Raw genomic sequence first — 24024 nt, forward strand, 5'->3', positions numbered from 1 at the left:
TTTTATGAATAACATTGAAATAGTTGCAGACCTGATAAAGAAATCAAAATATGCTATCGGTTTTACGGGTGCCGGAATATCCGTCGAGAGCGGTATCCCTCCTTTTACCGGTGCGGGCGGACTGTGGAACAAATATGATCCGAAATTTATAGAGTTAAGTTTTTTCTATTCCAACCCTAAAAAATCGTGGGAAGAAATGAGAAAAATTTTCTTCAATTCAATGGGAACGGCAAAACCAAACAAAGCACACCAAGTTTTAGGTGACCTTGAAAAAAAAGGTATTATAAAAGGTATTATTACACAAAATATCGACGGGCTTCACCAAGCCGCAGGTTCAAAAAACGTTGTAGAATTTCACGGAACAATTAATACTTTGGCTTGTATAGATTGCGGTTTAAGATATAAAACTTCCGAGATAGATATATCAAAAGATATTCCGAGATGTCCGTCTTGTAACGGAATACTTAAACCCGATTTTGTTTTTTACGGAGAAGGTATAAACAAAAACAATTATGATAAAGCTACAAATATGGCAATAAAAGCAGATTTGGTTATTATTGTAGGAACGGCAGGACAAGTTATGCCGGCATGCTACCTGCCTTTTACTTCACAGAGGTATGGTGCAAAGATTGTAGAAGTTAACACTTTGGAATCTGCTTATACAGACCAAATTACCGACTACTTTTTCCAAACAAAAGCTACGGAATTTTTCGGCGAACTTGAAAAACATTTATAATAACTGTTATTCTACAAAAAACACTCTGTTTTCTTTTCTTGGTGCCGGTTTAGGTATGTCCCCGTCAACATAACCTATTGCACAATGGCCGATGCCTTCCCATTCACCTTGAATACCGATATCTTTTAACAATTTTTTATATTCTTCCGTTTCAAACTCTTCTTTTGCTCTGTGTATCCAAATGCTTCCCAAACCTAAAGAATGGGCTGCAAGCATCATGTTACCGATAACAAGACTACCGTCATAAACCCTGTTTCGCCAATCTTTTTCGGCAAGAACTATTAAAATAACAGGGGCACCGTAAAACGGATCAAAACCTTTGTTCCAACCGCCGATTTTACGATTATCTTCCGCGATTTTATCTCTTAATTTTTTATTTGTAACGGCAACTGTAATAACAGCTTGTCTTCCCATACCGTTTGCGGCATAAAGGCCTGCTTGTATTATTTCTTCTATATCTTTTTTTGAAACCATATCGGATTTAAATTTTCTTATACTTCTTCTTTCCATCATTGCTTTAATTATTTCGTTCATAATACCTCCAAAAGTGGTTACAGTTCTTTCAAAACTTCCCCTATATCTCCGTTAATAGAAACGGTTCTGTCTTTTATTGCTTCGGGAGAAAATAAATCTTTTACATTTATATAAATATATCTTGCATTTTCGTTTTCGTATGTCATTTGCCAAAACGGCATTTTTATTATAACCGGTGTAAACATTCCGACACCAAGTTCCAAATACAAAATATGACTGTTTTGGTTTTTCATAAGGAAGTTATAATAATTTCTTGATGCTTTACGCCACCCTTCATCTTCAACAAAAGTGTCGTCCATACGCAGGTTCATAACAACATCACTGTTATCATCCGGACATTTCGGTATAAGTTCCGAAGGTATTCGCATTGAAATATTTTTATCTTGCGGAACTTGATATACTCCGTTATCATCTTTAACAAAACCTTGAGCGGCCATCATTTTCATAACTATTTGCTCGTTATCATAAGTTTTTTTGTTTTCCGGATTAATACTTTGGAACAAACCGTAATCACCTTGAGTATAAAAAAGTTTGGTTTTATCAAAACCGGCCTTTTGAAATAAGTGGTCAACATTTGTCGTAATCACAAAATAGTTTTTATCCTTCACAAGTTCAAGAAGTTCTTTATGTACAGGTTTAGGGGAATCAATATATCTGTTGTAATAAATATGTCTTGCCCACCAAGCCCAAAAAGTTTCTTTGTCTTTAAAGTGGTGAAATCCTCCGGAATATATATCTTTAATTCCATACTTTTGTGCAAAATCAAAGAAATATTTTGTAAATCGTTCTCCTGTATAAGTAAACCCTGCAGAAGTTGAAAGACCTGCTCCGGCACCTATCAAAATTGCATCTGCCGAAGAAAGTTCTTCTTTTAAAAATTTTATTTTTTCTTTTCTTGATATATCTTTTCCCAAAGAAGATACTTGCCCGAAGAAATCCGATTCTATCCCCTTCTGTACTGCATAAAGATAACCATTATTTGTTTTATTGTTGTAAGAATTGCTCATAACAAAATTTATCCTCTTGTTTAAAGACATTAAATACTATTCTGTCTATTTTACTTTCATTTTGTTTTAGCCAATTTGTAACGGTTTCAACGGCAATTTCTGCAGCCCTTTCGTTTGGAAAACGAAATACTCCGGTAGATATACAACAAAAAGCCACAGACCTTAAACTGTTTTCCAAGCATATGTCTAAAATATTTTTATAACACTTTTTTAAGTCTTGTTCAAGAGATTTTGTCAGTGTTCCGGTAACGATAGGTCCCGCAACATGTATAATTTTTTTTGCGGGAAGATTATATCCGTCTGTAATTATCGGAACGGATGTCGGTTGTTCATAATCATCACCGTATTTTTTCCTGAATTCATTCATTATCTTGTTACATTCATATCTTAATTGAACGCCTGCAAAAGTATGAATACAGTTATCTATACAAGTATGCATAGGAACAAAACAACCAAGCATTCTGCCATTTGCAGCATTTACTATTGCATCACAAGATAATTTTGTAATATCTCCCTGCCAAACAGAAATCTTTTGTGAATACGGATGTTTACTGTTAATAGTTTCCTTTATCGTTTTAATATCTTTTAAATAAACAATACCTTTTTCTTTATTTCGTTCCGTAAGATACTCATCTTGAACTTTTAATATTTCTCCGGAAGTTTCTTTAGGCGGTCTTACATTCATTAAAGATCTTAACAATATTTTTTTATCTTCAACATCTGCAGGTGTTTTTAAATTTTTATATTCCAAAGATTCTTCTTTAAATTTTTCTATTAAATAATTTAATCTATCTTCTTGTGTTTTCATATATAATTCCTAAAAAATTTGTCCCGGAAGTTTTAATTTTTGTTTAGGCGGAAACTGTTTATCGAATTCTTCAACTTCTTTTTCATTAACAAAATATCCTTTCGGCGGTGTATATTCACCTGTAACACCGGCAAGATAACCCGGCATTAACTCTTTACATAAAAAGAAAGAAGCATCCGCACCTTCGGGCAAATCGTGATACCTGATTCCAAATTTACTTGCAAAAGTAAATCCGCTTTTACCGTAAAAATCTATATTACCTTCAAAACAAAGTGCACCGCAACCAAGTTCTTTTGCTTTATCTATGGAATAATCAAGCAACTTCTTTCCATAACCTTGTCTTTTTAGTTCGTTAGCAATACAAATAGGTCCCATAGCCATAATGGGAATATCTTTTCCGTTATCTGCTTTAATAACAGCTTTCATAAACATATTTTGCCCTATTATCCTGCCGTCTTTTTCCATAACAAAATCAAGTTCTTTAACAAAATCTTTATCATTTCTTAACTGATTAAGAACATAATGTTCCAAACAGCCCGGACGATACACATTCCAAAAACTTTCTCTGACAAGATTTTCTACTTCCCTATACTCTTCTTTCTTTTCTAAACGGATTATTATGTTGTTCATTTTTTCCTCTTTGATGCAGGTAATTCACTATACATTGCATTAAATAATTCTTTCAGAAACTCTTTATTATCCACTTCATCAACAAGCAACATTTCTTTAGCACCTTTATAAGGTAATTCCATAGTTGCATTCGGCATCATTGCTATAGCCGATTTTGTGGGTTTTACAAGAAACCTGTCGTCATAAATTCCGCCGACAATTTTACCTTGATAATAAATTATATATTCGCCCATCATTGCACGATATGATATGCCTTTTAAATTGGAAAGTTGTTCTAAAATAAATTCTAAATATTGTTTACTTGAAGCCACTTTATTCCCCAATCACCCTGTTATCTTGTTAATTTGTAACGAGGTCCTTCTTTACCGTTTTTTCCGGTAAAAACAAATCCGCACTTTTCGAGAACTTTCTTTGAAGCTATATTTTTATCTTCTATTTCTGCTTCTATGGCTGTAACTTTAGGTTCTTGAAATGCCCAAGCAGAAATTGCTTTAACCGCTTCGGTTGCATAGCCGTGTTCCTGATATTGTTCCATAATGCCATAACCTATTTCTACAACTCCGTTTGAATCAAGACCTTTAAAACATAATTCACCGATATGTGTTCCGTCTTTAAGTTCTATCATCCAAATTGCATACCATTCCCACTGTTCAGGGTTTTCAATACATCCGGTCAACATTTCGGTATAAGCAGCTTTTAAAACTTCATTAGTTTGTAACTCAATGAAGTTTTCCATTTCGTTTTGTGAAGCTACATAGATTTTTAAATTTTCTGTTTCAATCATTATATTTCCAAACAATTATTTTTCTAAATTTTTGAGTGCATCTTTATTATTACCGACAACCATTGCAACTTTTTTGCATGTTTTCATTTCGTTACAATCACCGCAAGTTTCATACTTTTTGTTCATAGCACATTGTCTTATTTGGCAAAGCTTATCGCAAAATACTGTTTTCTTTCCGTCTATTCTGCAACCTTCACAATTAATCATTTCCGGAGTAATAGTAATATTGTTTAATTTGCTCCATTTTTCTGCAACTTTTTTTCTTAACTCATTATCGTTATTTATTGTTGCTAACCTTGCCTCGCATTTTTCGCAATCCAACCCGCAATATGCAATAAGATTTTTCATTTGTTGCTCCAAAAGTTTTATTTTTGTTCCAGTAAAACTACCGTCTCAATATGATAAGTTTGCGGGAACATATCCACCGGGCAAACTTTTATAACTTTATATTTTTCGTCTTTTGTAATCAGTTTTAAATCTCGTGCCAAAGTTGACGGGTTACACGAAACATAAACTATTTTTTTAGGATTTAAAAACAAAAGATGTTCTATAACATTTTCAAAAAGGCCTGCTCTCGGCGGATCTATAATAACACAATCGAACTTTTTATCATTTTGTTTTACCCAATCCTGTGCAGGTTGTGCAAAAAATTCAATGTTATTTATATTATTTATCTTTGCATTATGTTTAGCGCTTTCAATAGAAGCTTCTACCTGTTCCACACCGACAACAGATTTTACATGCGGGGATAAACATATTCCTATTGCTCCGGTTCCGCAATACATATCAAGCAATGTATCTTGCTTGTCGGGCTGCAAAAGTTCTATTACAGTGTTGTATAAAACTTCCGTTGCTTTTGTGTTGGTTTGAAAAAAAGAAAACGGAGCAACGGAAAAATTAAATTTTTGTTCCGCTACTGTTAAAGTTTCCGTAATATTTTCGTTACCGGATAACAATGTTATACTTTCGGCATTAACCGCGTCGGAAAACTTTGAGTTTTGTGTCCAGTATATACTTGAACAAAAATATGACAACTGTTTTACAATGCCGTCAAAAAAAATTTTGTTTATATCTTCTTGTTTGTTGGTGACGATATTTACAAGCAAATCGCCGGTATTAACACCTTTTCTTAGAACAAGATGTCTGAAAAAACCTTCATGAGATTTGTTGTTGTATGCTTTTAAACCTGTATTTATTGCAAACTCTTTTACTGTTTCGCATGCTTTTATAATATCTTCATGAGAAATATAGCACGGAGGAACTTCGGAATATTTATAAAAACTTCCCTTACAATGAAGACCTAAAGAAAGATTGGTGAAAGTGTCGTTATAGAAACTGAACTCCATTTTGTTTCTGTAGTTCCATTGTACGGGACTTTGTTTTGCTTTTGGTATTTCTACATCTAAAAAGTTTAAAAGTTCTTTAACACAATCTGTTTTAAATTGTATTTGATTTTTGTATTCCGTATGCTCAAACGAGCATCCGCCGCACTTACCGAACGCAGGACATTTCGGTTCAATTCTTAAAGGGGATGGTGTTAATATCTTTTCAAGTTTGGCTTCTCTGTACGATTTTTTATCTCTTGTAACAAAAACTTCCGCTTCTTCACCGGGAAGTAAACCTTCGGTAAAAAGAGCTATACCATCTTCACATCTGCACAAAACATTTCCGGGAAAAACTATCTTTTCTGCTTTAACTTTAATTATTTTATGTTTTAATGAAGCCATAAATATTGTCCGATACTATTATAAATTAAAAATCAAACTTGTATCCTATATTAATTCTAAATGCTGTATATGAGAACGGATTTTCTTCATCACTAAAATAATCATCTTCAGTATAAAAAGTTTCATCATCTCCGAAATTGCGTTCTTTATATCGATTTTTCGAATAATTGCAACCATATATAGATTCAATCACTATATTTCTATATTCTATCCCTATACCTGTACCCCAATAAAATCCGGGAACTACCGTAACTTCTTTAACATCGTCAGAATTGGAAGCATACCAAGACGGAAACCCGACACCTAATTGTAATAACGGGTATACAAATAAAGATTCTTTTTTAGAAATATTTATTAAAAATTTATATTTTGCTTCGGAATAAAGATTTATAAAACCCATATCCAAGTTTGAATGTTTAACAGAGGTGTCTTGTCCCCACATACCGCCTACACCTAAAAACAAATTGACTTTCGTATCAAAAAATATTTCCGCACCGATGGATAATAAAGAACCGGCTGATACGGACGAACCTTCTTTAGGTGTTAGTTCCGGTGAAAGTACATAGCCGACTTTTGGTATTACTTCAAGAATTTTATCATTTTCTGCCAAAACAGGAGTTATTAATGCTACCGTCAAAAACAATATCGCAAAAAGTTTTTTCATCTTTTTCTCCTTTTGCTTTAATTTTTTATTAAGCAATGTACACAAAACTATTTTACCATATTTACTTGTTCAAGTTCTAAAAGTTTTTTCTTTTTACTTAATCCTGCAGCATAACCTGTTAATTTCCCGTTTTTGCCGACTACTCTGTGACACGGAACAATTATTGATATAGGGTTATGCCCTACTGCACCGCCAACAGCTTGTGCAGACATTTTTGTTATATTTTTTTGTTTAGCAATTTGTTTTGATATATCACCATATGTTAAAGTTTTACCGTAAGGTATTTTGTACAGTATTTTCCAAACGGATTTTCTAAAATCGTTCCCGATAAATTTTATCGGTATTTCTTTTATGTTCGGTTTTTTGCCTGCAAAGTATTTGTCTAACCAATTTTTTACCGTAACAAATATTTTTAAATTATTATTTTCTGTTATTTTACCGTCAATATTATCTGCAAAATATTTTTGATTCTCAAACCATAACCCAACAATCTTTTCGTCTTCATCACAACAAATTACGATATTTCCTAAAGGTGATTTGTGGTTGGTTTTATAATATGTTTTGTTATTCATTTTATTATAAAAAAATAAGAGTTTCGAAAAATCTCTCTTTTAAGAAAGTGCTTACGAAACTCTTTTTATCATTTAACAAATCGGGGCGACTGGATTTGAACCAGCGGCCTCTCCCACCCCAAGGGAGTGCGCTAGCCACCTGCGCCACGCCCCGATTTTACTGACTTGTATATTCTACTTAAATAAAAATTTTTTGTCTATTGGATAAGTATGAATTTATATTATAAAAAAACAACTGTCAAATTTTAAAATTCCGCTTCAAATATTATATTTCTAAAAATTTTTCGATTACTTTTTCGTTTTTCCTTTAGTTTTTTCCTTAGTTTCTTTTTTAAGTTTTGATTTCTGCTCAGAATAAAATTCCCGTACACTTTCTTTCATGTCTCTTACAACAGCATCATTAACACTGTTTTTTAAATAATCATTCACTTTATCACCGATATCAACTTTTTCTTCCGATAGTTGTTGAGTAAATTCTTCCGCCAATGCAGTTATGTTTCCCATATCAATTACACTAATATCTTCCGGTAACACAAATAAACTGTCTTTTATCGGATTTGTTTTAAAGTCTGTTATTGTGCTTTCGATATTTTCTTCTTTTACATAAGTAGGGAAACCATACTCGTTTGTCATATAATATTCTACACCTTTATTTCCGTCTTTTGCTTTAAAAACTTTACAAGCATATCCGTTTCTTGTATCTTCTTTTAAATAAACCAGTTCTTTTGCTTTTTCTTGGGAAATATCCAATGTTGCTTGTTTAACCTGTTCCATATTTAACATCATCTTTATTGCAGTTTTATCTTTTTCGGAAAAAATATACATTTCGCTTTTTGCAATATCTATAATCGTGGCACCTTCGGCAGCGTCCATTCTTATTTTATCTCCTTTCATGTATATTGTTGCGTAAATTGATTTATTATCGTTTGTTGTGGCAGATAAATTATAACTTATACCTTGTTGTTTTAAATCTTCGGCTTTTTGAAAATATTTCATAAAAATATCACTCGAACTGTCTGCAAACAAAGATGTTACCATACAACAAAAAAATAAAACAGCAACTAACAAACTCTTATTCATTTAAATTCTCCCATGAGAAATTTTACATTTTTACTGCTTCCGTTATTAAGGTAATTTCTCATATTCTTCATCCGAAACTTCTTCACACCATTCCGTTGAACCGCCTTCGGACGGAACTTCTATTGCTATATGACTGAACCAACTGTCTTTTGCCGCACCATGCCAATGTTTTGTTTCTGCGGGAATATTTACAACATCACCTTTTTTAAGTTCTTGTGCCGGCTTTCCCCATTCTTGATAATACCCTCTGCCGCCGGTAACTAAAAGGATTTGGCCTCCTTTGTGGTGAATGTGCCAATTGTTCCTGCATTTAGGTTCAAAAGTTACATTTGCCGTTACAACTTGTTCGGTAGTTAACATATTCAAATAACTTTGACCTATAAAATATTTTGAATAAGGATTAGGTTCGCCTATGGCAAAAACTTCCGTTTGCGGTTTTGATGTCATTACAAGAATTTGTGTTACTTGTCCGTCGGTTAAACCATTATTTTTACCTATTTGAATATGCGCTTTAAGTTGAGAATCAACACCTTCAATGGAAGATAATGCTGCAATTGTTGCAATTTCTCTTTCTTTATAGGACAAGATTCCTCTTGAAAAAATATCGCCGAATAAATGTTCTTTTAAATACTCATCTATCGCAGGTGCAAACTCAAAAAGTTCACCTTTAACCGGACTTCCTACGAGCTCTGTTTGAATTTTTGTTCCTACTTTATTTTTGTCTTCTTTTTTAGATAATTTTTTTCCTTCTTTTCCTTCAATAAAAGAACCGTCTTTTGTTGATTGAAGCAAAACACCCAAAGCATTTAAACTTCTCGGGAAACCGCAATAAGCATATAATTGAACCATAATTTCTTTTATTTCGTTTACGGTTAAACCGTCACCCAAACTTTTATCTACGGCTTTTTTTAAATTTTGTAAGTCACCCGTAGCGGTATATTGAGATACCGATACAATATTTTTTTCTTTTGTGGTTAATAAATCATCCGCAGCCATAATAGTTCCTCCCGAAAAAAATAACACCGTCAACAAACTTATAAATATTCTTTTTATCATAGTTTGTTCTCCTTTATATTAATATGCTCTATATTATAAAAATTAGGACCAATGCAGTCAAATTTCTGATTTATAAAAACTAACAAACAAATGATAAAAACTGTTTTTGTTTGTCGCAAAAACAATTTTTTACCGTTAATATTATCGATATTATTCAATTTTCTTTTAATTTATAATTATAAAATTAATACCGTTACAAACACAGTAAATAATCTTAATACCTATTTTGGCAACTATAAAAATTTTTGAAAAGCGGCAGCCGAAAGACATTTTGATGATATAAAATTTGATAAATCGTTAAAAACAAATAAAGGTGTGTATGTTATTGTAATCGGAGAAGCACAAAATAAAACTCATATGTCTGCATACGGATACACAAAGCAAACAACTACTTGGTTGGAAAGCATTGAAAAAGATAAAATGAAAATAAAGTGACAGCGCTTGGTACTTAAGTTAGAATTTAAAAAATAAATTCGTTTCGCATATAAATGATTAAGAATTATTTATGTGCTTTTTTCCAGTCTTTTATTTGTTTCAATCTTTCTTTATATTTGGATTCCAACCCCTGTTCCGTAGGATAATAATAAGTTTTATCTTTTAAAGAGTCCGGCAAACACTGCATATTTGTAAGTTTATCTTTTGTATCGTGTGCATACTGATAACCTTTACCGTAATTTAGTTCTCTCATAAGTTTTGTGGGAGCATTTCTTATTACTAACGGTACAGGTTCCGCAAGGTGATTTCTTGCATCTTCCGCGGCAAGATGATATGCCGTATCCATTGCATTGGATTTCGGTGCTAAAGACATATAAACAACAGCTTCAGTTAAATGAACGGTACATTCCGGCATACCTATAAAATGGCAAGCATGGTATGCGGCTACCGCAATTTCCAGTGCTCTGGGATCTGCAAGACCTACATCTTCACTTGCAAACCTCGTAACTCTGCGGGCAACATATAACGGGTCTTCGCCTGCTTCCAACATTCTCGCAAGCCAATAAACCGCAGCATCCGGATCCGAATTTCTCATGGATTTGTGTAATGCCGAAATTATGTTGTAATGTTCTTCACCATTTTTGTCGTACAACAAATTCTTTTTTGAAATACATTGTTCCAAAGTTTCTTTTGTAACGGTAATTTTACCGTTTTTGTCCATGTCACCGTTTAAAACCACCATTTCCAAAGTTGAAAGCGCCGTTCTTGCATCACCGTTGGCAAATTCGGCAATAATGTTAAGCATGTCGTCCGATATTACAACTTTTTCTTTACCAAACCCTCTTTCATCGGTAACTGCTCTTTGTAAAAGTTTTACCAAATCTTTAGTTTCTATCGGTTTAAAAACAAAAACTTTGCAACGGGATAAAAGAGCGGAATTTATTTCAAATGAAGGATTTTCGGTTGTGGCTCCTATTAAAATGATGCTGCCTTTTTCCACAAACGGTAAAAAAGCATCTTGTTGTGCTTTATTGAAACGATGAATTTCGTCCACAAACACTATAGTTTTTTGACCGAACTTTCTGTTGTTTTCGGCTTGAGCCATAACTTCTTTAATATCTTTTATTCCGCTTGTAACGGCGGAAAAATCTATAAATTTTGAGTTGGTTTTGTTGGCAATAATTCTTGCAAGAGTAGTTTTGCCTATTCCGGGATTACCCCAAAATATAATGGAAGAAATCTTATCGTTTTCTATAAGCTTTCTTAATATTTTTCCTTCACCGACTAAATGCTGTTGACCGACAAATTCTTCCAAATTTCTCGGTCTTAACCGCCAAGCCAATGGTTGATTGGTATTATCTTCAAATAATGATTCTTCTTCCATATTATTTTTCCGCTACGGATTTACCTGTAATATGTTCACAGTCCATTTCCAAACACATTACATTTTTTGCATACTTTTCTATCATTATATCAATTTCGGAAGTATCTTTTGTAAATTTTAAAGATAAGTTACGACAAATTTCTACCGCTTTGTTAAAATCTTCAACTATTTTTATTTTACCGAAAACTATAACACTTTTGAAATACAGAGCCCAATGACCTTCTTTTTTGTAACCTTTATCATAAACGCAAAACGAAACTTTGTTATGTCTTTTTATTGAATCTATTTTGTGACCTTCTTTGGCGCCATGAAAATATATTTTGTTTTCCTGTTGGTTATAATAAAAGTCTATCGGAATACCGTAAGGATAATCATCATCGCCTAATACGGATAACACTCCTCTGACTTCGGTGTTTAATATTTCAACACATTCTTCTTGTGTTAATTGTTGTTTAAATCTTCTCATCGATCTGAACATTGTTAACTCAATTTTTTGTATAGAGCTGCAACATCTTTCAATAATGTCGGAATATCCAATTTCTGAGGACATTTCGGTTTACATACTCCGCAGCTTATACATTTATCGGCTCTGTTTTCCGCTTTAATACTTTCATAAGCGGCAATAAAATTTTCTTTTTTGTTGTCTGCTTTATATTGATTGTATATATTGAAATTTTTCGGAATATCTATTCCTATCGGACATCCTACGCAATATTGACAATAAGTGCATGTTATTGCTCCGGAAGATTTATATACGGCAATAGCATTGGAAAGTACTTTTTGTTCTTTTTCGGTTAAAGGTTTAAAATTTATAAATGTATTAACGTTATCTACCATATGTTCCATTTCCGTCATACCGCTTAACACACAAAAAACATTTTCTAAAGATGCAACATATCTCAATGACCATGAAGACGGAGAAGCATCGGGATTTTCTTTTTTCAATAATTCTACCGCAGCATTGTTAAGTGTAGATAATTGTCCGCCTTTTAAAGGATTCATTACAACTACGGGAAGACCTGCTTTTGTCGCAATTTCATATTGTTTTTTTGCATTTACGCCATACCAACCGCTGCTATCAGTTTTTTCCCAATCTATTAAGTTGATTGGAAGTTGAACAAAATCCCACTTATATGTGCTGATAACTTCTTCTAAAAGTTCCGGTGTATCATGAATGGAAAAGCCTAAATATTTTATTTTACCTTCTTTTTTCTTTTGTAAAAGTTGTTCGTAAACATCATAATTTTTTACTGTTTCCCATTCGCTTTTATTTATATTATGTGCAAGATAAAAATCAAAATAGTCTACCTGACATTTTTTTAACTGTTCATTAAAAGTCGGTATAACTGTATCTTTCCCGCCAAGACGACTTAACGGAAGTTTGTCGGCCAAATAAAAACTGTTTCTGGGATATTTTTTTAATACTTTACCGGCCGTAAGTTCCGATTTACCGCCATGATAAAACCATGCGGTATCAAAATAGTTTATGCCATGTTCCATTGCATAATCTACCATTTTTTGAACTGCTTCAACATCCGGACCGCCTAATTTTTGAGGAAGTCTCATAAGACCAAAACCGATAGCGGATATATCGAGATTTTTAAATTTTTTTGTATAAACTTTTCCTACAATTTTTTTGGTTTCCGCAGTAACTTTTTTACATGCAGATAATACAACCGCGCCTATTGCTGTAAATAGCGTAGATTTTAAAAATTGTCTTCTGTTCATACAATCCCTCCGAAAATAAGATTTTAGGCTATAATGAAGCAACTTTAAAAAAACTTAGCAGCCCAATCTTTAAGATCTTTTTCAGAAACTCCGGAACTAAATCTTTTTCCGCTGTCAACTTTAGCTTTAGGTGATAACTTTTGCATAATGCTGCCGGAATCACCCATTCCCGAACCGCCGGAAGTTGCAAAAGGTATAACTTGTTTACCTGAAAAGTCATAACTTTCCATAAATGTATCTATGATTGAAGGTTCTCTGTACCACCAAATAGGGAACCCTACAAAAATAACATCATATTGACTCATATCTGCAACTTTATTTGCAATAGCAGGTCTGGAATTTCTATCATCCATTTCTACCGAGCTTCTGCTTTTTTTGTTTGTCCAATCCAAATCTGCACTTGTGTATGGTTGTGCAGGCTTAATTTCGAATAAATCTGCTCCGGTTGCTTTAGAAAGTCTTTCTGCAACCTTTGCCGTTACTCCGCTTGCACTGAAATATGCTACCAAAACTTTCTTGTTGCTTTTTGATTCTGCCATAACCTCGCCTCCATTATTATTTTTGAACAACATAAATCCACAAGTTAAAATTGTTACCACTACTGCACAAACCATTATTTTTTTCATAAAAACCCTCCAGATTTGTTAGAAGATTAGATGATTAGAAGATTGGAGGATTTGGAAGCTAACTTGTAAAATTTGTTAAAAACAAATTTTGTTATCTTTTAATTTCCTTTTCCATTCTTCTATCTTATTATTTTATAAGTTAGAGTAGCTCTAATGTCAAGAAAATATTATTTATTGTTGAACAAAAGCAAACTGATATTTGCCGGTTTCATCTTTTTGCAATTTACCTATACCGCAATTCAAAAGGTGTGCACCTGCGATATATTTGCCGCTATCCGCATAGTCTTTCAAAACTTTTTTCCTTACAGATAATGCCTGTATAGGATCTGTATCATATACCAAAAAAATTTCGGGATCTTGAAATTGTATAGGTGCATGCAAAATGTCGCCCCATACCAACATTGTTTGTCCTTCGCTTGTAACTTCAAACATTGTGTGTCCTAAAGTATGTCCGAATGCCGGAACAGATTTTATAAAGGGCAATATTTGTTCGTTTTGTTTAAATGATTTTATTCTGTTCGGATATGCCAACAAGACTTCGGAAGTTTTGTTTGCATCGATTTCTTCTTGAGCAATATAAACATTTGCTTTGGGGAATGTTTTGTTATAGTCGTTTATAAGACCTGCTATGTGGTCGTAATGCATATGGGTAATACATATAATATCCACATTTTTAGGATCAACATTGATACTCTTTAATGCTTCCAATAATGCAGGTGCATTTATGCCTGTATCAAACAATATTTTGTGGTCACCGGTATCAACATAAAAAACATTTATTGCAGATGCATTTGAATCTGTTTGATTTAAAAATTCTTGAAGTTTTTTTTCATCTTTGTAGCGAAACAATTCTTTTTTGTGGTTCATTGGCTGTATTTGTATTGCCGTTACATCAAATTTACCGAGTTTCATATTTACGGTGTTTGCAGCAAACAAGCCCGTAGCAAAAAACAACATTGCAACTATTGAAAATATTTTTTTCATAATAATGCTCCTTTATATAATATCGTTATTATTTTAGACTTCCGTTTCAACTTATTGTTACAATCAATATTATACAAAAATGTATTATTAAAAATAAAAAAATCCGGAAAGGGAGGGATTCGAACCCTCGGTACAGGCTTTCACCTGTACACCGGTTTAGCAAACCGGCGCACTAGACCAACTATGCGACCTTTCCAGATTTATTTTCAAATTATATCATAATTTGTTTTTTTCTACAATTTATCATCGTAGAAAAACTTGTCAAAAAACTTATTTCTTAAAGAAACTAAACAATTTGCTGAAGAAACCGCCTTCTTCTTTTGCTTCTTCTTGTTTAGGTTCTGTTGATTTTGCTGCTGCTGTTTGTTGTGCTGCATTTGCTGCTGTTGTTGCAAGATCTTTTGTTGAAACTTCTTCGGATGTTGCATATTGTATTGCTGCTGCCGTTGCTGCTGCCGTTGCCATTTCAGAAACTGTTGCAGAAGAATTCTTTATTGTATTAACTGCCGATTTAACCGCACCTGCTTTTTCCAAAAGAGGAACAATTTTATCGCCGTATTTTACATTGTTTTTTGCATAATCCAAAGCTGTTTTTCCGAGAACATCTGCTGCATTAACATCTGCACCTTTATTCAATAACAAACCAACTATAGCAACTGCTGAAGATGATGTGTTTTCACAAGCTGACATCAAAGCTGTTTTTCCCGTTTCTTTTGCAACAGCATTTACATCAACGGTACCTGTGGTTAACATACTTTGTATTGCTGCTATTCCGCCTTCTTTACAAATGTCAATAAACTGTGACGAATCTGCTGCATAAACCGAAACTGCTGCCAAACTTACAAATACTGCTACCAACATTACTAATTTTTTCATTTTACTTTTACCTCTCCTTATCCTTTAACATTTTTTATTTCTTTTATTATTGCCGGAATAATTTCATACAAATCACCAACCAACGAATATGTTGCTGTTTGCATCATAGGGCAATCTTTATCTTTGTTTATTGCTATAATTGTATCCGATGAACTCATACCGACCATATGTTGAATTTGTCCAGAAATACCGCAAGCAATATAAATTTTAGGTGCTACCGTTCTGCCGGTCTGACCAACCTGATGAGAATATGGTATCCAATCGGCATCTACGGCTGCTCTTGATGCTCCTACCGCTCCGCCCAACAAGTCTGCCAATTCTTTTATAAGTTTAAATCCTTCCGGATTACCTAAACCTCTGCCGCCCGAAACTATAATATCTGCATCCGAAATATTTACATCTGCACTTTGATCTTTAAAGAAACCGATGAATTTTGTTCTGTTAATAACTTTTTGTGCATCTACTGTTTTATTTATAACTTCACCTGTTCTGCCTTCTTGAACTTTAGCTTCTTTAAATACTTTATGTCTAACGGTTGCCATCTGCGGTCTGTGTCTCGGTGTTAAAATCGTTGCCATGATGTTTCCGCCGAAAGCAGGTCTTGTCTGCATTAAATTTCTTGTTTCGGAATCTATTTCCAATGCCGTACAATCGGCAGTAAGACCGGTATAAATTTTTGCTGCAACTCTTGAAGCAAAAGATCTTCCTATATTTGTTGCACCCATCAATACGATTTCAGGTTTTTCTTCTTTTATTAAGTCTGCCAATATGCAACTATACGGATCGTCTTGAAATTCCGCCAAGATAGGATCATCATAAACATAAACTTTGTCTGCACCTCTGTTTATTAAATCCTGAGCCTTTGCAGATATATTTGAACCGATAAGTATGGCACTTAAAGGAACATTTAATGTTTTTGCAAGCTCGCTGCCTTTATTTAAAAGTTCGTATACTACAGATGATATTTCACCGTGTCTTTGTTCTGCATATACCCATACACCTTTATATAAAGATTTATCTACGGCATCTTTAACTTCTTCTTTTTGCATTGTGATTGCACTTACGGGACAAGCCTGAACACAAGAACCGCAAAATCTGCACTTTTCACCGTCAACTGCGGCTTTACCGTCTTTTAAAGATATTGCACCGAACGGACAAGCAGCTTCACAAGCTCCGCAACCTACACATTTATCTAAATCTACAATTATTTTATTAGCCATTTTTATTCTCCTATATTAAGCTGTTGTCCACCAACTTCTTTACCAACTGTGCAGCTATATCTTGAGGTTCACCTTCAAACTTTTCTCCGCCTGTTCTTTGAGGAGGTGTAAATATCTTTTTAACTTGTGTAGGAGAACCTGCCAAACCCGTTTTTTTAGTATCTGCATTTATTGCCGCTGCATTTAATTGTTTTATAACCGCTTTTTTTGCTGCCATTTTACCTTTAAGCGAAGGAATTCTCGGTGTATTTATTTCTTTAACTACTGTAAGCAAGCAAGGAACCGGAGCTTCTATTAAATCGTATCCGTCTTCCATCATTCTTTGAACTTTTATTGAATTTTCAGTAACTTCTTCGATTTTTCTTACATATGCAACATGCGGAATGTTTAACATTTCAGCTACCGAAGGTCCAACCTGTGCGGTATCACCGTCTGTTGCTTGTTTCCCGCAAAATATTACACCGAAATCCGGTATGGTTTTAATTGCGGTTGATATAGCATAGGAAGTTGCCCAAGTATCCGCACCTGCAAATGCTCTGTCACCTATAAGAATTGCATCATCACAACCTCTTGAAATAGCTTCTCTTAAAGCGGATTCCGCTTGAGGAGGTCCCATTGTAATAACGGTAACTTTACCGCCGACTTTTTCTTTAAGTCTTACTGCTTCCTCTATAGCATATTCATCAAAAGGGTTTATTATAGCTTCAACACCTTCTCTCTTCAAAGTACCTCTTTCCGGATCAATTTGAACATTGGTCGTTCCGGGTACTTGTTTAATGCAAACGAGTATGTGCATTTTATATCCTCCGAATTTAATTTGAAAAATAAAAAAACAAGATAATTTATTCTTGTTTATATCTTTTAGATAATAACAAAAATATAAATTTTATGCAATTTTTTTTAATATAAAAAACATATAAACACTATATTTTTGATGCAAAAAATACTATAATATGAAATTCATTATTATTTTAATTTTAAATGAGGTTTTATTTTGGCAAGAGATAGTGTAGGAATTGTTCAAACTAAATATTTTACTTTTGAAAACCTTGTTCTTGAAAACGGGCAAAGTTTACCGCAAGTTACAATAGCTTACGAAACTTACGGAACTTTAAACGAAAAAAAGAACAATGCCATATTGATAACTCATGCTTTTACGGGTGATGCTCATTGTGCGGGTTTTCACGAAGGGGACAAAAAACCCGGTTGGTGGGACTCAATGGTTGGTCCAGGAAAAGCTTTTGATACCAACAAATATTTTATTATTGCTTCAAATGTTTTGGGCGGTTGTGCCGGAACTACGGGACCGGAATCAATAAACCCGGCAACAGGTGTTCCGTACGGAACGGATTTTCCGGCAATAACGATATCAGATATGGTAAAAGCTCAAAAGAAATTGGTTGAATATTTCGGTATAGAAAAATTGTTTTCCGTTGCGGGCGGTTCCATGGGCGGAATGCAGGTATTACAGTGGGCAATGGATTATCCGGAATTTATATATTCAGCAATTCCAATAGCAATTACTTTAAGATCCACGCCTCAGCAAATTGCTTTTAACGAAGTCGGCAGACAATCAATAATGGGCGACGTTGCCTGGAAAAAAGGACACTATTACGGAGGTCCCGAACCGGATAAAGGTCTTGCGGTTGCAAGAATGCTGGGACATATTACATATATGAGCGATTATTCCATGCAGAAAAAGTTTCCCGTTAAAAATCCGGAACCGAATGAAAATTTCGATTTCAATGCCGATTTTGAAGTGGAAGAATATTTAAGATACAGAGGAAGTTCTTTTGTAAAAAGATTTGATGCCAACAGTTACTTATATTTATCTAAAGCTATAGATTATTTTGATGTTCAAAAAGACAATTTTTTACCGGAAGAAAAAAATTTGGATATAAAATTTTTGGTTATATCCTTTAAGTCCGATTGGCTGTATCCTCCGTATCAATCGGAAAATATAGTGAAATTTTTAAAGATGAAAAATCAGGAAGTTACTTACTGTAACATATTTTCCACTTACGGACACGATGCTTTTCTTTTGGAAGTAAAAGATGAAACAAGACTCGTAAAAAACTTTTTAAACAGATTATATGATGAGGTTTTTGGTAGTGAAAGATAAAAATACTTTATTATCACATTTAAAAATAGCCGGAATCGTAACACCGAAATCAAAAGTTTTGGATTTGGGGTGCGGTGACGGTGATTTAATGTTTTTACTTGAACAAAATAAACAAGCAAATACTCAAGGTGTGGAAATATCCGAAGATGCAATATATAAATGTGTGGAAAAAGGGTTATGTGTTATGCATTCGGATATAGACGGGGCATTAGATTTTTACAAAGATAATACTTTTGATTTTGTTATATTAAGCCAAAGTTTGCAACAGGTTACAAGAACCGATGAAGTATTAAAACAATGTTTAAGAATCGGTAAAAAAGTTATTGTTGCATTTCCCAACTTTGCTCATATAACGGTAAGAAGTAAACTCTTTTTCGGCGGAAGAGCACCTGTTACGGAATCTCTTCCGTACGGATGGAACGATACTCCGAATATCAGATGTTTAAGCATAAAAGATTTTGAAGTTTTCTGCAAAGAAAGAAAGTACAAAATAATGGAAAAATATTTTATAGCTAATAACAAATATTGTCATATATTACCGAACTTATTTGCTCAACAGGCAATTTTCGTAATTACTAAATAATCTCGCAAAAACAGAGGAAAAACGATGGAAAATCACGGAACAAACCAAGAACAAAAATTTTGGCATAGTATTGAAATTAACGATGTCTTAAAAGAATTTAACAGCAATGCTCATACCGGACTTAAAGAAAGCGAAATCTCCGAAAGACAACAAAAATATGGGAAAAATATTTTAACACAGAAAAAAGGTGACGGTCCTATAAAAAGATTCTTTTTACAGTTCCATAACAGTCTTTTATATGTGTTAATCATTTCCGGCTTTATAACACTGTTTTTGAAACAATGGGCGGATTGCAGTGTAATATTCGGTGTTGTTTTGGTTAATGCAATAGTGGGATTTATTCAAGAATCAAAAGCATTAAAATCTTTGGAAGCTCTTGCAAAGTCCATGACAACTCAAGCGGTGGTAATGAGAGACGGAAAAAGAATGCATATTGATTCTTCCGAAGTTGTTCCGGGCGATATCTTATTCTTTGTTTCCGGAGATAAAGTTGCCGCCGATATAAAACTTATATCATCAAGAGAACTGCAAATAAACGAATCGGCCCTTACCGGCGAATCTTTGCCTGTAGAAAAAAACATTAACACTTTACCGTCTTCAACCGTTTTGGCGGACAGAAAAAATATGTTATATGCTTCTACTCTTGTAACTTACGGCAGCGGTAAAGGCGTTGTTATCGCAACAGGCGATAATACCGAAGTCGGCAAAATTTCTCAACTGATTTCTTCTGCGGATGTATTGGATACGCCGTTAACTCAAAGAATGGCAAAATTCAGTATATTCTTAATATATTTAATTTTAACTATGGCTGTAGTTACATTCGGTGTAGGTATATACCACAATCAAGGTTGGGTATTGATGTTCTTGGCGGCTATCGGTTTATCCGTTGCGGCAATACCGGAAGGCCTTCCCGCAGCAATGACAATTACTCTTGCTATCGGCGTTTCAAGAATGGCTAAAAGAAAAGCCATTATAAGAAAACTTCCTGCGGTAGAAACTTTAGGAAGCACAACCGTAATTTGTTCGGATAAAACAGGAACTTTAACCGAAAACCAAATGACCGTTGTTGAAATGTTTACGGACGGTAAAACAATAGAAGTGTCCGGGACAGGTTACAGTTTTGACGGTCAATTAAAACTTAAAGAAAACAACACGATTATAGGTATAGAATATTCAAAATCTTTAAAACTTTGTTTAACGGCAGGCTATTTATGTAACGATGCAAAAATAATAAATATTGACGGAAAAAATGATGTTCAAGGCGATCCTACCGAAGGTGCTTTAATAGTTTCCGGAGCAAAAGCAAAACTTAATGATGAGCTTGTAGAACAATATCCGAAACTCGATACTATACCTTTTGAATCTCAATATCAGTATATGGCAACATTACATGAAAACGGCGGAACAAACATTGCGTTTGTAAAAGGTGCCGTAGAAAAAATTACGAATATGTGTTCTTATATGCTTGATAAACAAGGCAATAAAATACCTTTCGATAAAGATGAAATAGTTAAAGTTGCAAACGAAATGGCAACAAGAGGTTTAAGAGTTTTATGTTTTGCATACACGGACTTAGACGAAAACCATAAACAGTTAAGACATGAAGATATTGCAACCGGATTAACTTTCGTAGGGCTTCAAGCAATGATAGACCCCGCAAGACCGGAAGTTATAGAAGCCGTTAAAAAATGTCACAGTGCCGGAATAAAAATTAAAATGATTACCGGTGACCATGCATTAACCGCTTCGGCAATAGCAAAAGCTATAGGAATAATTAAAGGAGAAAATCCCGACTATACAGCAATAACAGGCAGCCAACTTGAACAATATGACGATGAAAAATTAAAGGAAATAGCGGTAAAATATTCGGTATTTGCAAGAGTAACTCCCGAACAAAAGTTAAGACTTGTAAGAGCATTACAAGTACAAGGCAACATTGCCGCCATGACCGGTGACGGTGTAAATGATGCTCCCGCGTTAAAGCAGGCAAATATCGGTGTTGCTATGGGAATAACCGGAACGGAAGTTGCAAAAGAATCCGCAGATATGGTTTTGACCGATGATAATTTCGCTTCTATTGTTGCTGCCGTTGAAGAAGGAAGATGTGTATTTGATAATATAAGAAAATTTATTATTTGGACACTCCCTACAAATATGGCACAAGGTATTGCCATGATGGTGGCAATTTTCCTTAACATGCCGGAACTTCCGATATTACCGAAACAAATTCTGTGGATAAATATGTCTACGGCATTATTTTTAGGTATGATGCTGTCTTTTGAACCGAAAGAAGAAGGAATAATGGAAAGGGAACCTATAAGTTCGGATATGAAAATTATGGACGGAGTTTTCTGGTACAGACTTGCAATTATAAGTGCCATAATAGTTACCGGTGTAGTAATATTGTTTAATTATGAACTTGCTCACGGAGCCACACTTGCGCAGGCAAGAGGAGTTGCGGTTTCCGTATTTATAGTATGTCAAAGTATGTATTTATTAAATTGCCGCTCGATGACAAAATCTATGTTTTCATTAGGTTTATTTTCAAATCCGTACATTTGGCTCGGTATCTTTATAATGTTTGCAACACAACTTATATTCTTATATGTTTCTCCGGTAAATACATTCTTCTCAACGGAAGGAATATCGCTTGCTTCCTGGGGCAGACTTTTCATATTGGGATTCATTGTGTATGCCGTTATAGGAACAAGCAAATTTATCGGAAATATTGTTAGAAAAAAATCATAGATTTTTTTCTAATTTACAATTTATAATTTTCGAAAATATTATTTAGAGAATTTAGTATAGTAATCGTATCTTAATTTAAGGGTAAAATGTTATGCAAGAAGAAATAATACAACAAATTCAAGACTTAAAAAAGCAAAGAAATGCCGTAATACTTGTTCATAATTATCAAAGGCAAGAAGTACAATCTATTGCAGATTTCACAGGCGATTCTTTGGAGCTCAGCAGAAAAGCAGCAAATACAAATGCCGATGTTATTGTTTTTTGCGGTGTACATTTTATGGCGGAAACCGCTTCCATATTAAGCCCGAATAAAAAAGTTTTGTTACCCGATTTACAGTCCGGTTGCCCTATGGCAGATATGATAACCGCAGAACAGTTAAGACAATTTAAAAAAGAAAATGAAGGAGCAACGGTTGTTACATATATAAATTCGTCTGCGGCAGTTAAAGCCGAAACAGATATTTGTTGTACATCTTCAAATGCAATAAATGTGGTTAAGTCGGTTCAAAACGATAAAATAATATTTTGTCCGGACAGAAATTTAGGTTCTTATGCACAAAAAGTGTTAAACAAAAAACTTATTTTGTGGAACGGATTTTGTCCCACGCACATGAAAATGTTACCGGAATATGTTGCATTACAAAAAGAAATGCATCCTAATGCGGTTTTTCTGGTTCATCCGGAATGTTGCCCTGAAACGGTTGCACTTGCAGACGAAGTATTATCCACAACCGGCATATTAAATTATGTTGCAAAAAGTGATAAACAAGAATTTATTATAGGAACGGAAAACGAGATAACATTCAAATTACAAAGAGAATATCCAAACAAAAAGTTTTATCCCGTTACGGATTTGGCGGTATGCCCAAACATGAAAAAAAATTCGTTGGATAAAGTGTTAAATGTTCTGAAAGAAATGAATAACGAGATAAAAGTTCCTAAAGAAATTGCGGATAAAGCAATTGTTCCGATACAAAAAATGCTTGAGGTAAAACCTTAATAATGCAAGAGTTAGGTAACTTTCCAATATTTGCAAGTCTTTTTGCGGGAATATTAACTTTTATAAGTCCCTGTATTTTGCCTCTTATACCCGTATATATAACATTAGTTACAGGCCTGTCTATAGAAGAATTGGATAACAGAAAAAATTTGTTATCCGTTTTTTTATCATCGATTTGTTTTGTGTTGGGATTTACTACAGTATTTGTGTTTTTGGGATTATCGGTAACAATTATAGGACAATTCTTTTTAAATAACATAGATATTTTAAGAACGGTCGGCGGAATAATTATTATTATTTTCGGGTTACATCTGCTCGGAATATTCAAAATAAAACTTTTATATAAACAGTTCGCCTGGATGGACAAAATAAAAAGAACTTCAAACTATTTCACCATATATCTTATAGGGTGCGCTTTTGCATTCAGTTGGACACCTTGCGTTGACCCGATACTTGCATCTATTCTTATAATGGCAGCAACTCAAGGAACAATTGCAAAAGGAACGCTTTTACTTTTAATTTATTCTTTAGGTCTTGCAATACCGTTTATACTGACCGCATTATTTGTAAGTAAATTTTTAACATTGTTTAACTCGTTAAAAAAATATTACAAAGTAATAGAAATCGTTTCCGGAACACTTTTAATACTTATGGGAATACTGATAATGTCCGGCGGGATTAACAAAATAACAATGCACATAATGAAAGTGCTCGGTTGAT

At 33.9% G+C, this 24024-nt stretch carries 26 protein-coding genes and 2 tRNA genes; 6 read left to right on the top strand and 22 right to left on the bottom strand.

Translation table 11 applies throughout. The features are described from left to right. The first annotated feature begins 4 nt into the window (after nucleotides 1-4). On the top strand, nucleotides 5-736 hold the full coding sequence (locus B2Y85_RS05630) for an SIR2 family NAD-dependent protein deacylase (RefSeq protein WP_372519499.1): 732 nt from the start codon (nucleotides 5-7) through the stop codon (nucleotides 734-736). A 6-nt stretch (nucleotides 737-742) separates the two neighbouring features. Here the strand turns inward: B2Y85_RS05630 and B2Y85_RS05635 are convergent, their stop codons facing one another. The 22 genes from B2Y85_RS05635 to B2Y85_RS05740 all read right to left on the bottom strand — a co-directional run bounded on the left by B2Y85_RS05635 (nucleotide 743) and on the right by B2Y85_RS05740 (nucleotide 17647). Continuing rightward, entirely contained in the window at nucleotides 743-1270 is a 528-nt protein-coding gene (locus tag B2Y85_RS05635) for a nitroreductase family protein (RefSeq protein ID WP_372519500.1), read from the bottom strand. Nucleotides 1271-1287: 17 nt separating this feature from the next. After that, nucleotides 1288-2277: an SIR2 family NAD-dependent protein deacylase gene (locus B2Y85_RS05640; RefSeq protein ID WP_372519501.1), complete on the bottom strand. Its 990-nt coding sequence runs from the start codon at nucleotides 2275-2277 to the stop codon at nucleotides 1288-1290. Next, nucleotides 2255-3085, bottom strand: coding sequence for a protein-ADP-ribose hydrolase (locus tag B2Y85_RS05645; protein ID WP_372519502.1), 831 nt, complete (start codon nucleotides 3083-3085; stop codon nucleotides 2255-2257). The genes B2Y85_RS05640 and B2Y85_RS05645 overlap by 23 nt, the downstream gene beginning before the upstream one ends. A 9-nt stretch (nucleotides 3086-3094) precedes the next feature. Further along, nucleotides 3095-3715 carry a GNAT family N-acetyltransferase gene (locus B2Y85_RS05650; protein WP_372519503.1) on the bottom strand — a complete coding sequence of 207 codons (621 nt, stop codon included), beginning with the start codon at nucleotides 3713-3715 and terminating at the stop codon, nucleotides 3095-3097. Then, nucleotides 3712-4026: a TfoX/Sxy family protein gene (locus tag B2Y85_RS05655; RefSeq protein ID WP_372519504.1), complete on the bottom strand. Its 315-nt coding sequence runs from the start codon at nucleotides 4024-4026 to the stop codon at nucleotides 3712-3714. The genes B2Y85_RS05650 and B2Y85_RS05655 overlap by 4 nt, the downstream gene beginning before the upstream one ends. Before the next feature lie 20 nt (nucleotides 4027-4046). After that, nucleotides 4047-4499 (bottom strand): GNAT family N-acetyltransferase, encoded by a 453-nt coding sequence (locus tag B2Y85_RS05660; protein ID WP_372519505.1) that lies wholly within the window; start codon nucleotides 4497-4499, stop codon nucleotides 4047-4049. A gap of 15 nt (nucleotides 4500-4514) precedes the next feature. Beyond that, entirely contained in the window at nucleotides 4515-4847 is a 333-nt protein-coding gene (locus tag B2Y85_RS05665) for a DUF3795 domain-containing protein (RefSeq protein WP_372519506.1), read from the bottom strand. Nucleotides 4848-4864: 17 nt separating this feature from the next. Beyond that, a complete protein-coding gene (gene rlmD / locus B2Y85_RS05670; RefSeq protein ID WP_372519507.1) occupies nucleotides 4865-6226 on the bottom strand; it encodes a 23S rRNA (uracil(1939)-C(5))-methyltransferase RlmD in 1362 nt (453 codons plus the stop codon). A gap of 25 nt (nucleotides 6227-6251) precedes the next feature. Further along, nucleotides 6252-6890, bottom strand: a complete 639-nt coding sequence (locus B2Y85_RS05675; RefSeq protein WP_372519508.1) for a hypothetical protein — start codon at nucleotides 6888-6890, stop codon at nucleotides 6252-6254. Nucleotides 6891-6937: 47 nt separating this feature from the next. Then, complete coding sequence (locus B2Y85_RS05680) at nucleotides 6938-7462, bottom strand: methylated-DNA--[protein]-cysteine S-methyltransferase (protein WP_372519509.1); 525 nt, start codon at nucleotides 7460-7462, stop codon at nucleotides 6938-6940. An 80-nt stretch (nucleotides 7463-7542) separates the two neighbouring features. After that, a tRNA-Pro gene (locus B2Y85_RS05685) sits at nucleotides 7543-7616 on the bottom strand. 134 nt (nucleotides 7617-7750) lie between these two features. Beyond that, a complete protein-coding gene (locus tag B2Y85_RS05690; protein ID WP_372519510.1) occupies nucleotides 7751-8542 on the bottom strand; it encodes a DUF4412 domain-containing protein in 792 nt (263 codons plus the stop codon). 45 nt (nucleotides 8543-8587) lie between these two features. Next, complete coding sequence (locus B2Y85_RS05695; protein ID WP_372519511.1) at nucleotides 8588-9598, bottom strand: carboxymuconolactone decarboxylase family protein; 1011 nt, start codon at nucleotides 9596-9598, stop codon at nucleotides 8588-8590. A gap of 499 nt (nucleotides 9599-10097) precedes the next feature. Then, entirely contained in the window at nucleotides 10098-11417 is a 1320-nt protein-coding gene (locus B2Y85_RS05700) for a replication-associated recombination protein A (protein ID WP_372519512.1), read from the bottom strand. Between the two features lies 1 nt (nucleotide 11418). Further along, nucleotides 11419-11967 (bottom strand): pyridoxamine 5'-phosphate oxidase family protein, encoded by a 549-nt coding sequence (locus B2Y85_RS05705; protein ID WP_372519513.1) that lies wholly within the window; start codon nucleotides 11965-11967, stop codon nucleotides 11419-11421. Continuing rightward, nucleotides 11898-13145, bottom strand: coding sequence for an aldo/keto reductase (locus tag B2Y85_RS05710; RefSeq protein WP_372519514.1), 1248 nt, complete (start codon nucleotides 13143-13145; stop codon nucleotides 11898-11900). The genes B2Y85_RS05705 and B2Y85_RS05710 overlap by 70 nt, the downstream gene beginning before the upstream one ends. A gap of 44 nt (nucleotides 13146-13189) precedes the next feature. Further along, nucleotides 13190-13717: a flavodoxin gene (locus tag B2Y85_RS05715; protein WP_372519619.1), complete on the bottom strand. Its 528-nt coding sequence runs from the start codon at nucleotides 13715-13717 to the stop codon at nucleotides 13190-13192. Nucleotides 13718-13942: 225 nt separating this feature from the next. Beyond that, on the bottom strand, nucleotides 13943-14755 hold the full coding sequence (locus B2Y85_RS05720; protein WP_372519515.1) for an MBL fold metallo-hydrolase: 813 nt from the start codon (nucleotides 14753-14755) through the stop codon (nucleotides 13943-13945). A 104-nt stretch (nucleotides 14756-14859) separates the two neighbouring features. Continuing rightward, a tRNA-Ser gene (locus B2Y85_RS05725) sits at nucleotides 14860-14951 on the bottom strand. A gap of 74 nt (nucleotides 14952-15025) precedes the next feature. Next, nucleotides 15026-15631: an ankyrin repeat domain-containing protein gene (locus B2Y85_RS05730; RefSeq protein ID WP_372519516.1), complete on the bottom strand. Its 606-nt coding sequence runs from the start codon at nucleotides 15629-15631 to the stop codon at nucleotides 15026-15028. Nucleotides 15632-15648: 17 nt separating this feature from the next. Continuing rightward, a complete protein-coding gene (locus tag B2Y85_RS05735) occupies nucleotides 15649-16851 on the bottom strand; it encodes an FAD-binding protein (RefSeq protein ID WP_372519517.1) in 1203 nt (400 codons plus the stop codon). 10 nt (nucleotides 16852-16861) lie between these two features. Then, nucleotides 16862-17647 carry an electron transfer flavoprotein subunit beta/FixA family protein gene (locus B2Y85_RS05740; RefSeq protein ID WP_372519518.1) on the bottom strand — a complete coding sequence of 262 codons (786 nt, stop codon included), beginning with the start codon at nucleotides 17645-17647 and terminating at the stop codon, nucleotides 16862-16864. A gap of 198 nt (nucleotides 17648-17845) precedes the next feature. Between B2Y85_RS05740 and metX the strand changes: the two genes are divergently transcribed. The 5 genes from metX (at nucleotide 17846) to B2Y85_RS05765 (ending at nucleotide 24023) form a co-directional block, all read left to right on the top strand. Further along, complete coding sequence (metX, locus tag B2Y85_RS05745) at nucleotides 17846-18973, top strand: homoserine O-acetyltransferase MetX (RefSeq protein WP_372519519.1); 1128 nt, start codon at nucleotides 17846-17848, stop codon at nucleotides 18971-18973. Further along, complete coding sequence (gene metW / locus B2Y85_RS05750; protein WP_372519520.1) at nucleotides 18963-19556, top strand: methionine biosynthesis protein MetW; 594 nt, start codon at nucleotides 18963-18965, stop codon at nucleotides 19554-19556. Before metX ends, metW begins: the two co-directional genes overlap by 11 nt. Before the next feature lie 24 nt (nucleotides 19557-19580). Continuing rightward, nucleotides 19581-22304, top strand: a complete 2724-nt coding sequence (locus B2Y85_RS05755; protein ID WP_372519521.1) for a cation-translocating P-type ATPase — start codon at nucleotides 19581-19583, stop codon at nucleotides 22302-22304. A gap of 91 nt (nucleotides 22305-22395) precedes the next feature. Further along, nucleotides 22396-23304 (top strand): quinolinate synthase NadA, encoded by a 909-nt coding sequence (gene nadA, locus B2Y85_RS05760; protein ID WP_372519522.1) that lies wholly within the window; start codon nucleotides 22396-22398, stop codon nucleotides 23302-23304. Between the two features lie 2 nt (nucleotides 23305-23306). Further along, nucleotides 23307-24023, top strand: a complete 717-nt coding sequence (locus B2Y85_RS05765; RefSeq protein ID WP_372519523.1) for a cytochrome c biogenesis CcdA family protein — start codon at nucleotides 23307-23309, stop codon at nucleotides 24021-24023. Nucleotide 24024: the final 1 nt, after the last annotated feature.

Origin of the sequence: Candidatus Ruminimicrobiellum ovillum (genome assembly GCF_002392975.1) — a bacterium.
Taxonomy (GTDB): Bacteria; Elusimicrobiota; Endomicrobiia; order Endomicrobiales; family Endomicrobiaceae; genus Ruminimicrobiellum; species Ruminimicrobiellum ovillum.

Excerpts from the sequence above, each read along its gene's own strand:
- B2Y85_RS05630 (WP_372519499.1), top strand. The coding sequence starts at position 5 with ATGAATAACATTGAAATAGTTGCAGACCTGATAAAGAAATCAAAATAT.
- B2Y85_RS05635 (WP_372519500.1), bottom strand. The coding sequence starts at position 1,270 with ATGAACGAAATAATTAAAGCAATGATGGAAAGAAGAAGTATAAGAAAA.
- B2Y85_RS05640 (WP_372519501.1), bottom strand. The coding sequence starts at position 2,277 with ATGAGCAATTCTTACAACAATAAAACAAATAATGGTTATCTTTATGCA.
- B2Y85_RS05645 (WP_372519502.1), bottom strand. The coding sequence starts at position 3,085 with ATGAAAACACAAGAAGATAGATTAAATTATTTAATAGAAAAATTTAAA.
- B2Y85_RS05650 (WP_372519503.1), bottom strand. The coding sequence starts at position 3,715 with ATGAACAACATAATAATCCGTTTAGAAAAGAAAGAAGAGTATAGGGAA.
- B2Y85_RS05660 (WP_372519505.1), bottom strand. The coding sequence starts at position 4,499 with ATGATTGAAACAGAAAATTTAAAAATCTATGTAGCTTCACAAAACGAA.
- B2Y85_RS05665 (WP_372519506.1), bottom strand. The coding sequence starts at position 4,847 with ATGAAAAATCTTATTGCATATTGCGGGTTGGATTGCGAAAAATGCGAG.
- rlmD (WP_372519507.1), bottom strand. The coding sequence starts at position 6,226 with ATGGCTTCATTAAAACATAAAATAATTAAAGTTAAAGCAGAAAAGATA.
- B2Y85_RS05675 (WP_372519508.1), bottom strand. The coding sequence starts at position 6,890 with ATGAAAAAACTTTTTGCGATATTGTTTTTGACGGTAGCATTAATAACT.
- B2Y85_RS05680 (WP_372519509.1), bottom strand. The coding sequence starts at position 7,462 with ATGAATAACAAAACATATTATAAAACCAACCACAAATCACCTTTAGGA.
- B2Y85_RS05690 (WP_372519510.1), bottom strand. The coding sequence starts at position 8,542 with ATGAATAAGAGTTTGTTAGTTGCTGTTTTATTTTTTTGTTGTATGGTA.
- B2Y85_RS05695 (WP_372519511.1), bottom strand. The coding sequence starts at position 9,598 with ATGATAAAAAGAATATTTATAAGTTTGTTGACGGTGTTATTTTTTTCG.
- B2Y85_RS05700 (WP_372519512.1), bottom strand. The coding sequence starts at position 11,417 with ATGGAAGAAGAATCATTATTTGAAGATAATACCAATCAACCATTGGCT.
- B2Y85_RS05705 (WP_372519513.1), bottom strand. The coding sequence starts at position 11,967 with ATGTCCTCAGAAATTGGATATTCCGACATTATTGAAAGATGTTGCAGC.
- B2Y85_RS05710 (WP_372519514.1), bottom strand. The coding sequence starts at position 13,145 with ATGAACAGAAGACAATTTTTAAAATCTACGCTATTTACAGCAATAGGC.
- B2Y85_RS05715 (WP_372519619.1), bottom strand. The coding sequence starts at position 13,717 with ATGTTGTTCAAAAATAATAATGGAGGCGAGGTTATGGCAGAATCAAAA.
- B2Y85_RS05720 (WP_372519515.1), bottom strand. The coding sequence starts at position 14,755 with ATGAAAAAAATATTTTCAATAGTTGCAATGTTGTTTTTTGCTACGGGC.
- B2Y85_RS05730 (WP_372519516.1), bottom strand. The coding sequence starts at position 15,631 with ATGAAAAAATTAGTAATGTTGGTAGCAGTATTTGTAAGTTTGGCAGCA.
- B2Y85_RS05735 (WP_372519517.1), bottom strand. The coding sequence starts at position 16,851 with ATGGCTAATAAAATAATTGTAGATTTAGATAAATGTGTAGGTTGCGGA.
- B2Y85_RS05740 (WP_372519518.1), bottom strand. The coding sequence starts at position 17,647 with ATGCACATACTCGTTTGCATTAAACAAGTACCCGGAACGACCAATGTT.
- B2Y85_RS05755 (WP_372519521.1), top strand. The coding sequence starts at position 19,581 with ATGGAAAATCACGGAACAAACCAAGAACAAAAATTTTGGCATAGTATT.
- nadA (WP_372519522.1), top strand. The coding sequence starts at position 22,396 with ATGCAAGAAGAAATAATACAACAAATTCAAGACTTAAAAAAGCAAAGA.
- B2Y85_RS05765 (WP_372519523.1), top strand. The coding sequence starts at position 23,307 with ATGCAAGAGTTAGGTAACTTTCCAATATTTGCAAGTCTTTTTGCGGGA.